16 protein-coding genes are annotated in these 13,295 nt (G+C 34.5%); all 16 read right to left on the bottom strand.

Annotated elements, in window-relative coordinates:
* On the bottom strand, positions 1-456 hold a 456-nt coding region (locus B2R82_RS12105), incomplete at its 3' end, for an alkaline phosphatase family protein (RefSeq protein WP_286925095.1).
* Positions 457-1,158, bottom strand: a complete 702-nt coding sequence (locus tag B2R82_RS12100; RefSeq protein ID WP_286925094.1) for a cytidylyltransferase domain-containing protein — start codon at positions 1,156-1,158, stop codon at positions 457-459.
* A 13-nt stretch (positions 1,159-1,171) separates the two neighbouring features.
* Entirely contained in the window at positions 1,172-2,305 is a 1,134-nt protein-coding gene (gene neuC, locus B2R82_RS12095; protein WP_286925093.1) for a UDP-N-acetylglucosamine 2-epimerase, read from the bottom strand.
* Positions 2,306-2,317: 12 nt separating this feature from the next.
* A complete protein-coding gene (locus B2R82_RS12090) occupies positions 2,318-3,361 on the bottom strand; it encodes an N-acetylneuraminate synthase family protein (protein ID WP_286925092.1) in 1,044 nt (347 codons plus the stop codon).
* Positions 3,358-4,608 (bottom strand): motility associated factor glycosyltransferase family protein, encoded by a 1,251-nt coding sequence (locus B2R82_RS12085; protein WP_286925091.1) that lies wholly within the window; start codon positions 4,606-4,608, stop codon positions 3,358-3,360. Before B2R82_RS12085 ends, B2R82_RS12090 begins: the two co-directional genes overlap by 4 nt.
* Positions 4,608-4,955 (bottom strand): hypothetical protein, encoded by a 348-nt coding sequence (locus B2R82_RS12080; protein WP_283870822.1) that lies wholly within the window; start codon positions 4,953-4,955, stop codon positions 4,608-4,610. Before B2R82_RS12080 ends, B2R82_RS12085 begins: the two co-directional genes overlap by 1 nt.
* A 4-nt stretch (positions 4,956-4,959) precedes the next feature.
* Positions 4,960-6,660 carry a motility associated factor glycosyltransferase family protein gene (locus tag B2R82_RS12075; protein WP_286925090.1) on the bottom strand — a complete coding sequence of 567 codons (1,701 nt, stop codon included), beginning with the start codon at positions 6,658-6,660 and terminating at the stop codon, positions 4,960-4,962.
* A gap of 118 nt (positions 6,661-6,778) precedes the next feature.
* The gene (gene hag, locus B2R82_RS12070; protein WP_286925089.1) at positions 6,779-7,693 is read right to left on the bottom strand and encodes a flagellin Hag; all 915 of its coding nucleotides are present in this window, start codon (positions 7,691-7,693) and stop codon (positions 6,779-6,781) included.
* Positions 7,694-7,878: 185 nt separating this feature from the next.
* Positions 7,879-8,097, bottom strand: a complete 219-nt coding sequence (csrA, locus tag B2R82_RS12065; RefSeq protein ID WP_283870819.1) for a carbon storage regulator CsrA — start codon at positions 8,095-8,097, stop codon at positions 7,879-7,881.
* Positions 8,097-8,540, bottom strand: coding sequence for a flagellar assembly protein FliW (fliW, locus tag B2R82_RS12060; RefSeq protein ID WP_283870818.1), 444 nt, complete (start codon positions 8,538-8,540; stop codon positions 8,097-8,099). Before fliW ends, csrA begins: the two co-directional genes overlap by 1 nt.
* A gap of 15 nt (positions 8,541-8,555) precedes the next feature.
* Complete coding sequence (locus B2R82_RS12055) at positions 8,556-9,119, bottom strand: DUF6470 family protein (protein ID WP_054770178.1); 564 nt, start codon at positions 9,117-9,119, stop codon at positions 8,556-8,558.
* A 113-nt stretch (positions 9,120-9,232) separates the two neighbouring features.
* On the bottom strand, positions 9,233-10,159 hold the full coding sequence (gene flgL, locus B2R82_RS12050; protein ID WP_283870817.1) for a flagellar hook-associated protein FlgL: 927 nt from the start codon (positions 10,157-10,159) through the stop codon (positions 9,233-9,235).
* 58 nt (positions 10,160-10,217) lie between these two features.
* Positions 10,218-11,813, bottom strand: coding sequence for a flagellar hook-associated protein FlgK (gene flgK, locus B2R82_RS12045; RefSeq protein WP_286925088.1), 1,596 nt, complete (start codon positions 11,811-11,813; stop codon positions 10,218-10,220).
* 40 nt (positions 11,814-11,853) lie between these two features.
* Positions 11,854-12,357 (bottom strand): flagellar protein FlgN, encoded by a 504-nt coding sequence (locus B2R82_RS12040; protein WP_283870815.1) that lies wholly within the window; start codon positions 12,355-12,357, stop codon positions 11,854-11,856.
* Positions 12,358-12,384: 27 nt separating this feature from the next.
* Complete coding sequence (gene flgM, locus B2R82_RS12035; RefSeq protein ID WP_283870814.1) at positions 12,385-12,645, bottom strand: flagellar biosynthesis anti-sigma factor FlgM; 261 nt, start codon at positions 12,643-12,645, stop codon at positions 12,385-12,387.
* A 122-nt stretch (positions 12,646-12,767) separates the two neighbouring features.
* Positions 12,768-13,181 carry a TIGR03826 family flagellar region protein gene (locus B2R82_RS12030; protein ID WP_283870813.1) on the bottom strand — a complete coding sequence of 138 codons (414 nt, stop codon included), beginning with the start codon at positions 13,179-13,181 and terminating at the stop codon, positions 12,768-12,770.
* Positions 13,182-13,295: the final 114 nt, after the last annotated feature.

Genomic DNA, 13,295 nt, shown 5'->3' with positions numbered 1-13,295 from the left:
AGATTGCTTTGGAAGGGCATATGCTTGTTGAAAAAGATGAATATGCCCTTCCAAAGCAATCTCTGGATCGTTATAATAATCATCAAACGGTAATTCTCCACTGACCATATAACCATTTATAGCCTCTGGTGGAGCGGTTACTAGCCCCTTCCACATCCCTACTTTGTATCCATGATCATTTAAAACTCTCCATATTGTTTCTCTGTGTGAGTAATCGTATAAACGTGGTAAGCGATTTTCTGGTTGAAATTTCCCGGAAACAATTTGATTTTCTTCAGGAGATAATCCTGTATACATTGATACCCAGTTATCATGTGATCCATAACCATAAACATACCCATCATAATTACCAGCAGCACCTGTTCCAACAAGTTTTTTTAGAGTTGGATATTCATTTATATTTTCAAATAAAATATCTGGCATTAAAGCATCAATACCGACTACTAACAGTTTCATTTATTGTTCGCCTTCTTCATCTAAAAGTAATTCAAACATTTTTAAATCATTATATGTATCTATATCGACATGATAACGTCTATCCATAATATAAGGTCGTAAATTATCATTTAAACTAGTGTTTGAAGTTAATTCATTTACTTTATTGATATAAACTGCTCCATTTACAATATAAAATGGCGTAAAATCCTGTCTACGAATGGTACTTGTTTCATTCAGTAAAGGAAGTAATGTTCCAAACTCATTTATTTTGCGCATTAAAATTGGATGTTCATTTACTAAACTTACACTTACAACACTTTCTTCGTTGAATTCTAAATATTTCTCTATTGCTTCATCAATATGGAATGACTTTCTTAAAGGCTGAGTTGGTTGTAATAAAACAACAATATCAAACCTTATATTTTGTTTATTGTAATAGTCTAGAACATCAATCATAACGTCTATCGTTTTACTGTTATCTTGTGCCAAGTGTTTTGGGCGTAATCGATTAATATGTAAACCCAATCTGTTCACAATTGAAGCTATCTCGACATCATCAGTAGAAATATGTATCTCATCAATATATTTAGAAGCTTTTGCTGCTTCAATCGTAAATTGTATAAGTGGTTTACCTCCAACTTTTATAATGTTTTTTTTAGGGATTCCTTTACTTCCACCACGAGCTGGTATAATTGCTAATACTTTCTTCTCCTGAATCATATATCTAGCCCCTTTATAGATCAGAAAATTTCTTTTGAATATCTACATTCCAAATTGTTGACTGCTTAATTATTTCCATAAATTTTTTAGCACTGTCGCCATTACCAAATTGTGAATTTACATAGACTTTATGTTGTGGAATTTTGTTAATTGCATGTAATAACTTGTCCGTACATTCAGCAGCATGAAAAATTAATGGATTTTCATCCTTTATATATCTACCACTTTGTCTATTTCCAACATCTATCGCGGGTGTACCGTAAACAATTGACTCTCGGATGCCTGCACTGGAATTTCCTATCATAAAATCAGCATATTTCATCAATGTTAAAAAATATTCAAATCGAATAGAAGGATAAATGACAAATTTATCATTATTCGCTAATAATTCATATTGGTTAATAATGGTATCGCTACCTAAATCATTATTTGGGTAAATAACAATATAATTTCGGTTTGATTCAATTAATGCATTTGTAAAGGCTTCAATATTCTTAGACAATTTATCAATCTCAGTTGTTACAGGATGATACATCACGATCCCATAGTGTTCAAAGGGGATATCGTATCTTTTTTTAGCTTCCTTAATTGTAGGTAAACTCTTGGAATGCATAATGTCAATATCTGGAGAACCTATAATAAAAATATGATCTGTTTTTTCACCTAATTGAATTATCCTTTTTTTTGATTCTTCATTACTTACTAAGTGCAGGTGAGCAAACTTTGTTACTGCGTGACGAATTGATTCATCAATTGTTCCAGAAATTTCTCCACCTTCAATATGTGCTACTCGAATATTATTAAATGCGCCAACAATTGCCCCCGCCAAAGCTTCTAAACGATCTCCGTGTACTACTATTAAATCAGGCTCTATTTCAGATATATAATTACTTAAACCACCAATTGTATTGCTTAATGCTAAATCCATTGGGGTGTTTTTGCTCTGATTAATAAAGTGGTAAACGTTTTTAAAGCCATCTTTTTCGATTTCCCGCCAAGTTGAGCCATAACGGGAAAGCATGTGCATACCAGTTACAAACAAATAAAGCTCAAATTCCTTGTCTTGTATAATCCGTTTCATTAATGATTTAATTTTTCCATAATCCGCTCGAGTTCCTGTTAAAAAAACAATTTTCCTTTTTTCCATTTATATCTATCCTTACTGAATAATGTCACTAAATTTCAGTTGAGTATCTTTCTTAATTGATTTTTTAACCATCTTACCTAATAATGAGTTAAAGTGCTCTGCATGGATTTCCCCTGTACCAGGCCGTTTTACCCAAATGTTCTCCATTGATAATTTCTCGCCTTCTCTTATATCTTTTATTGCTACAACAGTGGCGAACGCAAAATCAATTGTCACTTGTTCCTCTTTAGCGGCTTCCTTTTTTCCACCACGCATTTGTACAATTTCATTTGTACCTTGGATAAGCTCTGATAATGCTTGAGGATCCATTGAACAAACAATATCAGGACCTGGACGATCCATGGAATCGGTGAAATGTCTTTCTAAAATTGAAGCCCCTAAAGCCGTAGCTGCCAAGCATGCATTGTTATTAATTGTATGGTCAGACAAACCGATTATTGCATTCGGGAATTCTTTTTGAAGTTCTTGCATACCACCTAGACGCACTAAATGAGATGGAGTAGGGTAAACATTTGTACAATGAAGCAATGCATATTGAATATTATAATTTTCTAATATACTTACTGTTTTTCGAATACTTTCAATATCATTCATTCCAGTGGATACAATCATCGGTTTTCCAAATTTCGCAATGTGCTCTATTAATGGATAGTTATTGCATTCTCCTGACCCTATTTTATAAGCCTCAACACCCATACGTTGTAGCCGATCTGCAGCAGCCCGTGAGAATGGGGTACTGATAAAAATCATCCCTTTTGTTTCTACATAAACTTTCAACTGTATTTCTTCTTCTTCTGATAATGCACATCGTTCCATTACTTGATAAATCGAAACATCCGTATTTCCGGGTATTACCCCTTTTGCCACTTCACTCATTTCATCTTCTACAACATGTGTTTGATGTTTGATTATTTCAGCCCCTGCTCCATATGCTGCATCAACCATTTGTTTAGCAACTTCAAGTGAACCTTCATGATTTATACCTATTTCAGCAATGACCAATGGAGGATAATTATCTCCAATAAGACGATTACCTATTTTTATAAAAGGCTTCATGTTTCAAACACCCCTAATTTCTTTTGTAGTATTTCTGAATCATTCTCTAAAATTAGCTGATTAAATTTCTTTAAATCAATATAGGGAGCGCCTTTTATTTTTGCTCCCAAATATGCTGTGTTATAAACTTCTATATTCGATTTTTTAATTTTATTTTCAAACCAATTATGGTATATTTTTAAGCTTTTTGAGATATTAATTTTCTCACCATTGTTTGCTTCTACTTCTCCATATTTATAATAATCGCTTATATGCATCCCAGATGTAGTATGAATTGAGTGAGTTTTCCCTTGTCTGAATCCTAAATCCTGCCCACATAAAACAATTCTTTCAAAACCTAAATACTCTAATAGTAGAAAACCTAATATTGCTACCGAGCCTCCTACATCAAACGTAGGTTCTTCCAACTGAGCTGCATATTGCTCTGAACGATCATATCCTTTTTGAAATAGTATATATTTTTTTCCTATATAGTTTGCTAATACCTCTTTACAAGCTGTGGCCAAATAGAAAAGAGGACCTTGATAGGATAATTCTTTAAATTGTAATTGAACCCGTTCCTTGGCATCAGATAAAACAGTAGCATGTGGCTGAATATTATACTTCTCTAAAATACGAACTGCCGAACTTACAGATAAAATAAAAACTTTATTTTGATTCTGTTTTAAATATGGCATCATTTCATCTATCGACGGACCAGAGGAAACAAGACATGCTGTTTGTCCTGTAAATAATCCCTTTAAATTCTTGATAAATAGATTATTCAAAGAAATATTATGAATAAAATTGTCTCTCATTCGATCTGCAACTAAACGATAACTCATTTCTTTTAACTTTACTTCATCAAATATTTCCTTTAGTTCATGGGTAGAGTCTAAACTATTAATTATACTAATTGGAACTAAAAACTGTATATTTTCATGCTTTTCAATATTTGGAATCTCTGTTATAGTAATTAGTTTTATATCATTAATTAAACTTCTATCGCAATATTTTAAATAAAATTCCTGTTCATTTTTATCTAGTAATAGAACAGATATTTTATTTGATGGTACTAATTTCTTTAGCGCAGCCAAATGATAACCTAATCCTAACCCTAGCAATACAAAATATTCAGATTCTGTATTTGTATTGCTATTAATAAACTTCTCTGCATCTTCATATGGACGATATTTACTGTAAACATAATAATCATTTATTTTAAGGGTTAATTTCTGGTTTTTCGCTTTTTCAACCTCCCATTTCATTACGATTGAACACCAACAATATAAGGGGTTTCCTCAAAAAATGGAGCAATTTCATATTCAAACATATCAGCTACTAATACATAATCTTGAATAGATAGACCATTATTTACTTCTTCTAAAAATTCATGTACCCTTTCAACTTCAAACCTAACTAAAATATTATTTTTGCTTAATAAATCTGAAGCAGTTGTAAGCCATGAAGCGCCTTCACTAAAGTGTAAAATACTTTGTAAAGCTTGAGGAATGTCATTTTTTCGGATTTGTTCTGCAATCGCTATACATCCTTTAGGTAGACCCTCTAAATATTTATTATAACTTTCAATAACTTCGATAATCTTACTATCCATCTACCTATTCCTCCTTAAGTGATAATTCTATCATTTCTATTAATTCTGTATTGAATTCTAATGATTTTTCAACAGCAACTACTATCTGTTTATAAAAAGCTCGATTCTGATCCACAATTCTTTTAAAAGTTTGCTGATCTGTTTCTTCTGTATCTGAATCAAATAGATTTTGAACACGTAATGCTATAGGTTCTAATATTTTATTCAAATTAACCTTTTTCAAAGCTTTTTGTAATTTTTCATCAATATGATTAAGTTTTTGTAAAGTATTTTGACTAAGGGCTATTTGACCTTCAGAAAGTTCTAATAGTCTTATTCCATCATTACAAAGAATAATAATTTCTTTACAAATTCTTCTTTCTTTTTGCATTTTCTCTAGTAACAGATGATGTTGCTTTTTATTATTTTCACCATTCGTCTCAATGTTGGTATGAGTTATATTATCTTCACAATAATTTTCACAAAATTGTTTAAAAGAAATTTGATTAAATCCCTCTATTTTCAGACCACCTTCTGTACAGTTAAACACAGGTGCATTAATTGCTAATTGTTTATTCATAGATTCAAAACTATTTTTCATACTATAAAATACTTTTGAAGTAAGAACTTGCTCTCCCATATAACCATCAACATAAAATAGGCCTCGCTGTTTGATAATATCCTCAGTTAAATTCCATTTTGCTTTATTCCCATCTGCATGAGTTTGACCATCAGTATAAGCTAAGTCTTGCCCAATAAAGGCAATGGGTCCATTGGATATATAATGCGCCACCACAAAAGCATAATTAGCACAAGAACCCCCATACCCTAAAAGGGGATATGATTTATTTAATAAGTTTATATAATAATAATAAAGTGATTCATCATATGAAGGTAAAAAAACAAAAGCATTTTTAAACATTCCTCGTACAGTATATAGATTTTGAGGTGTATAAATTAAAGTTGCATTTTGAAAATCTACATCATTGTAATGCCTTAAATTCTCTATTTTTGGATCAATAGAGACAACAAAATCTGGTACTATATCATTTAATACTAATGCTCTTGCAGTTGATCCTGATGCTATTAAAATGATTTTTTGTCTAAATTTTTTTAATAAAGGCAATTGCTTATTTAATGAAGGTCCACCTGATGCTATAACAATTGGACAGGTAAATCGATTTTCTAAATGTTCTAAACTTGGGTCAGTCGCCATATAAAATCGATTTTTGGAGTAATTCTCCTCCCAAGGTAAGGAAAGTTTAATTATCGTTGCGAAATCAACAATTTGATTATTTTGATAATCTTTTATCTTTTTCATTAATTTAATATATTCATTCGGGAATAATTTATCATAATTAGGAGTAGAAACTACAACAAATTTTGATATTTCATTTTTAAAATTCTTCCAAATATAATCCTCAAGATTCGTAGTATCATTAAAAACTTTACTATCTCCAAAATCAACATTATCAATTAATTTTTCTTTTATGGGATCAAACACTAAAATATAATTTTGCTTATCAGAGCTTAGTTTTTCTCTATAAGCTTTTTCTATATAGCCCAGTCCATAACCAAATAAAATAGTTACATATTTTTCTTTAAAGTTATTATCAACAAATCGTTTAGCTTCTTGTACTGGGTCGTACTTACTATGTATATAATAATTGTTAATCTTAAGTGTTGTTAGCCCTGATTTAGTTTGTTCCATTTGTATATTAGGCATTATAGTCACCTCAAATTTATATATCGACATTTTTTTTTCAAAATGAAGTTTTGAAAAAAATAAAAGTCTAGAGTTCTTATAGAACTCTAGACTTCATATTTTACCTAACGTCTCAATATTAACCTAATAATTGAAGTACGCCTTGTGGTTGTTGGTTAGCTTGCGCTAGCATAGATTGTGCAGCTTGCATTAAGATGTTGTTCTTCGTGAAGCCCATCATCTCTTTAGCCATATCAGTATCACGGATACGTGATTCTGCTGCTGATAAGTTTTCAGAAGTTGCACCTAAGTTGTTGATAGTGTGCTCTAAACGGTTTTGAACCGCACCTAGTGAAGCACGTGTTTCTGATACTTTTTTCAATGCAGCATCAATTGTAGTGATAGAACGGTTAGCTGCTGATTGAGTTGTAATGTTAATTTTCGCAGCATTTGTTCCTAAATTTCCAGAAGCAACTGATGCAGCCTCAGTTGCTGTACCAACAGATACACCAAGTGAAGAAGCAGCCATGTTCATGATTGAAAGCTTAATGTTTTGTCCTTCGTTAGCACCAATATGGAAAACTTTACCACCTGGATTAGTAGCAGCTTGTGATGCAGAAGTAATTGCGGCACCGAATTTACCATTTAATAATTTTTGTGTATTGAATTCTGTATCAGTAGAAATACGTGTAATTTCTTTTGACAAAGATTCAATTTCTAATTGTAATGCAGCACGGTCGCCAGATACGTTTGTATCGTTTGAAGATTGTACAGCTAATTCACGCATACGTTGTAGAATTGCGTGTGTTTCGTTAAGTGCACCCTCAGCAGTTTGAATTAATGAAACTGAGTCTTGAGCGTTTTTAGTCGCCATGTCAAGACCACGGATTTGTCCACGCATTTTTTCAGAGATTGCTAAACCAGCAGCATCGTCACCAGCGCGGTTGATTTTGTAACCTGAAGATAATTTCTCAAGGTTTTTAGAAGCTTGAGCGTTGTTGAAAGTAAGGTTACGGTGTGTGTTTAAAGCTGAAATGTTGTGTTGAATTCTCATTTGGAATTCCTCCTTGAATAATTGTTTTTGTTATTCCACATCCGTGTGGAATTCGGATTAGGCAGTTATGTACTCCCTGCACCTTACAATCTATATATCGTATTGAATTGGAAATGTTTAATAGTTTTTTAGAAAGATTTTTTATTTTTTTATGTAAAATATTTAAACTACTGAAATTGCATATATTATTTTTTCTTTAATTGCTCTAGGAAACCTGAAGACATGGAGAGTGCTTCCTTGTTCTGGGCTTGTATAGCCTCAAAAACCTCTGAACGGTGTACTTTAACTGTTTTAGGTGCGACAATTCCAATTTTAATTTGTTCACCCTCGATAGCTAATATTTTTATTTCAATTTGGTCGCCAATCATGATGGACTCATCTTTTTTACGTGAAAGGACTAGCATTATTTCGCACTTCCTTCCAATGCTTGCAACGGATAGCGTAGAGGATAGGATTTATTATCTTGAAGGACAATTTGCTTTCCACACTTTGCTCCAATATTGATGATGACAGGAGCTAATAAATTAATGGTAGAATCCTGTAATGATTCCTTCATTGTAACAATTGCGTATGTAAGGACATCCTCTTGTTTTTCAATTTGCAGCTGCTCACGATCCTCTTCGCTAATATCAAAGCTATAATCTTTTTTAAAAGCAAATGGGAAGGCCACCACGAAACCAATTTCTGCATTATTAATGGACTGTAGCATTGCTAAAGGGAGATCTGCATCAAGCGGTAGCAATACAAATTTTTTTTCATCCTCTAATCCAAGTAGACCATGTTCAAACTTTAAAATATCTTGTTCTGAAATTTCAATTTCACCTAAAAACTTTGTGGTAATTTTCATTATTTATACGCTCCTTTAAATGATGACGTCAATGTCAACATCTGGTCTTTGTACCATTGTACCAGTTACTTTTCCTGGTGTGTATTCATGTATTGGTTTGTTCACCTTAGCGTCAATTATAGGCTCTCTACGTTGAATATTGACATCCGTTGTACCTGGTGTATAGTCGATTTTCACTGAACCTACCGATGGAACAAATTTAATATTAAACTGTACTCGATGTGGACCATGATTTTGCTTGGCTATATTTTGTATCGTAGAGCGACCTTGCCCTTTTCCTGCTGACAGCATCATTTGTCTGCCTTCCCGTGCACGTCTTGCTGCACCACTTAAGGCTGCCTGACTTCCCTCCTCAGCAGCATTTTTGGTTGCTTCAATTGGACCTATCATTCCTAAATCACGTCTTGCCTGAGAAGAGTCAATCCTTAAAACTCCTCTTGTTGTATTGATTTCTAAAATAGCGGCAGGCTGTTCAATATGTTGAGTTGCTTTAGGTTGCTTAATATATTGTTGAGGTTTTGCTATATGAAGATTTAATTTTGCATCTGTTGTATGAATTTGAATTTGAGGGAGTCTCATCTACATCTCTCCTTTCAAGAAAAGCGTCTGAACAAAATTGTCCAAACGCCCTTGTTGTTCATAATAGAGTTGCCCCTGTCGCTTCGCTTTCGGGGCAGAACCCCTAGTAGATTCTATCTTATAAAATCTACTAGGGTTTGCTGAATAATTTTTGCACCTACGGATAAGGCAGCCTGGTGAATAGATTCATTAGTCACCATTTCTGTTATGGCTTTAGAGTAATCAACAGACTCAGTATCTCTAAGTTGCTTTGTCACACTGACCTCACGGATACCTAGGCGGTTCTCCATCATCTCAATACGATTTTGTCGGGCGCCTACATCAGCCTGCGCTTCCAAAACTTTATTATGCAAAGCAGTAATATCATCATTAGTACTTGATGATGATATACCACCAAGCATATCTCCAATCTCTTGACCCGTTTTACTTGGATCCCCTAATAAACTAGAAATTTTCCCCATCATATCATCTATGCTTTTAAATAAATCTTTACCAGGAGTATTCACTTGAATTTGAATGCCATCATAAATTTCTATATTAACAGCTTCATTTGGTGCATTAAGGGCCGGGTTAATTTCTTTTCCGTTCCCACCAGCCACAGGCGTAAACAAGGGCTGATTTGTATTTGTCCCACTAAATAGGTAGCTTCCGCCAATATTTGTATTTCCTACATCCTGAATCTGCTGGCGAATTTGATCAATTTCCATTTTGATTTTTTCTCGTTCTTCTGGTGTGTTTGTATCATTTGCCGCTTGAATAACTAACTCTCGAACACGCTTCATTTGCTCGCCAACCTGATTGAGAGATTCGTCAGATGAGTCTAACCAATTACTTGCTGTTATCATGTTACGTGTGTACTGCTCAACCTTTGCTAAATCTCGACGATACCCCATTCCATTTACGGCTACCACTGGGTCATCTGATGGGCGGGTAATTTTAGAGCCTGAATTAATTTGATCCTGAAGCTTTGACATTTTGCCATAGCTTCTATTTAAATTAAGTAACATATTATTTGAAAGCATTGATTGCGTTACGCGCATTTTTATAAAAACTCCCTTCTTGTTAGCCGGAGAGTCATTCTCCATAAATTATTTATTCTTATAGTCCTACTCGACCCATACCATTAATAATTTTATCTAATGTTTCATCAACAACAGTAATCATACGTGCATTGGCATTATACGCTTGCTGGAAGGTAATCATATTGGTCATTTCTTCATCTAACGAAACAGAGCTAACAGCATCTCGACTATTTGATACAGTTAAACGTTGGGATTCTGAAGTAGCTGCTAAACGTAGAGCTTCTTCACCGTCTACACCAATTTTCCCAACAATCCCTTTATAAAATGATTGCATTGTTGCATTTCCAATTGAGGCATACAATTTATGTTGCATATTCGCAAGCTCATAGGCATGTTTACCATCACCTTCTTGAGTAACCCCAGAGGAGGCAGCTAAAAGGTTTGGATCTTTTTCAATGGCTTCATTAAATTTAATTCCACCCGCACCTGTACCTGCACCCAAAAAGAAAAGTCCCCCATTAGTGGAAGGAGTAGTTACAACCCCATTAGAATCTTTTTGCTCTAATGTATAGCCATTTGCATGCAGTTTATTAAATTCTTCAATAAAGGCATTCGCTAACTGATCCAGTTTTTCTAATGTTTCAGGGTAGTACCCCTTTATACCACTAGTACTTTGGTAACCATAGGAATTTATAAGGGATAGTAATTTTCCTTTTGAAGCTTCAAAATCCTGTTGTCCAATTGCTGCTTGGGAGCTAGTGACAGTTCCCGCTTCATGATCCTCTAACGATTCAATATCAGTTAATTGTAATTCAGAAAATACATTGGTAATGTCGTCGCCAGTAACTTTACTTCCTTTAGTTCCCATCGCCGTAAACTGTGCAAAATCTTTTCCATCTACTAAATTTCTAACAACACCATCAGTACCTTTAAACGTTATTTTCAAGCTACCTTCAGCAACCTCAGAAGCGAGACCACCCGAAGGAACTCGTTCAATTGAGACAGGTATGTACTCATTTAATTTATCTACTAATACATCACGGACATCATATAAATCATTTGGTACATGCCCATTCGGCTCTACTTCTTGAATTTGTTTGTTAACGGCTGCAATTTGCTTTAGAATAGTATTAATTTGTGTTGTAGAGACATCTAGTTCTTTCCCAAGGTTACCCTGAATTGTTTTTAATTGTGTATCAATGGTGTTGAAGGACTCTGCTAAATGTTTTGCACGACCGATAGCTACTTGACGTGCTGCTGCATCTGCCGGCTTGTTACCAACATCCTGAAGCCCTTTCCAAAACTGCTCAAAGGCCTTGTCTAATCCAAATTCAGAAGGTTCGTTAATAATATCCTCCATTTGAGAAATGGCCTTTGTTCTTGATTCCCAATAGCCAAATTTATTTGTTTCTTGACGATATTGGCGATCAATAAATTCACTACGAATACGTTGAATCGAACCCGCTTCTACACCAGTTCCAAGATGTCCTGGATAGATTGGCTGATTTAAGCCCGCAGTTGGAAAACCTGGAGTAGCTTGCATATTTACTCGCTGGCGAGAGTATCCTAATGTGTTGGCGTTAGAAATATTATGTCCAGTCGTATATAAAGCTGTTTGCTGTGTAAATAAACCACGTTTACTTGCCTCTAAGCCCATAAATGTTGAGCGCATTTCTTTTCCTCCTTTTAGTAACCTTTATTATCTAGAAGATTTATGCTTGCGAATCAAAGTATGATTTTTTGCCCATTGTATTTGTGCCTCGTACTTCATTACCTGAGTAGTTAAATTGCTCTGGACGAGGGGGGCGGACACCATCTAATGTAAGATTCACAATTTGTAATGATTGAAATACTAATTTTTGATTGAGATCATTTTGCTTTTTTAAGTCATTGATGATGTGCAATAAACGATTGCGAACTGCTGTTAGTGTGTCTTTTTCAGTCTGTTGTTCAGCTGCATCGATGACATCTGCGACAGTTGTTTTGTCAGTGGTAGCAAGTCCTTTTGCTCCAAGGTAGTCCGTTACCTGTTTCTGACGCTGTTGCTCGAGCTTATCGATTGCCGCTACATGGGCTTGCTCGTCCTTGAGCATTTGATCCAGTGCTTCGATATCGCCAACTGTAATGATTTCCGTTTTTTTATTAGCTAGTTCTAGCAAGCTTTTATGCATTCTTTCTAGCTTTGTTAATGTAGAGCAAATCGCTTCTATCGACATATTGCTAAACACCCTTTCCGTTATTCCCTAGAAACGATAGTATTTCAACATATCTTCTGCAACCTGACGAGCATTGACTTTATATTCGCCTGAAGCAATATCTTCCTTTAATTGCTGAACGCGTTCAGCACGCTCAGTACTGTATGTTGAAATACCTTGCATATTTTGTGCAGCCTTTGAAATTTCGATTTTATCCGCAAAGGATGCCTTATTATCGCCTGATTTTACATTGCGGACTTGATTTTTATAGGCGTTTACTGCATTGATGCCATAAGATGTAATTTTCATTTTTTCCCCTCCTATCTAAAAAGCTTATCTTCCTATTATTTCGGATTGTCTTGCATAATGTTAAGTTTTCAAACATAAAAAAAGTGTGCTAATTTTGTTTAAAATTAACACACTTTCCATCTTTATCGTTTTCGTTCAGAATGATATGTGACACGATCACGCTTTTCTACACTATCACGGAACTCCTTAGCGGCCTCAAACGTTCGAAGCTCTGACTTCAGTTCATCCTGACATTTCGAACAAAGCTTACCTTTTGTTGTGAGGTGACCACAATTATCACATGGGTAGCCTAGGTTAGGAAACATTGCAGGCTGTAAACGACCTTTGCGCACCCATTTATATAATAGCTCTTCCTCTGCTCCAGTTGCCTCTACTATACGTTCCACTGTTGCAGCACGGTTCTCACGTTTACGTAAAAAGCGATAAACGATTTGATAGAGCTCTTCTTCAGATTGAGCACATTTATGACATACTTCTCTGACACCTATATAATTAAAAAATTCATTACACTTTGGACAATTACGAACCTCTGCCATCTACTCTTCCTCCTCTGTATCAATTTCGCCTTGGCGTAATTGCGTCCGGATTTTGAATTGTGCCTGCACAATTCATTCCTTTGAAAATCCGTGACATCCGCCGGGGGCATTATC

Source organism: Lysinibacillus sp. UBA6686 (genome assembly GCF_002455205.1).
GTDB classification, from domain to species: Bacteria; Bacillota; Bacilli; order Bacillales_A; family Planococcaceae; genus Lysinibacillus; species Lysinibacillus pakistanensis.
The sequence above is the reverse complement of the archived record's forward strand: the minus strand, read 5'-3'. Positions and strand labels throughout refer to the sequence as shown.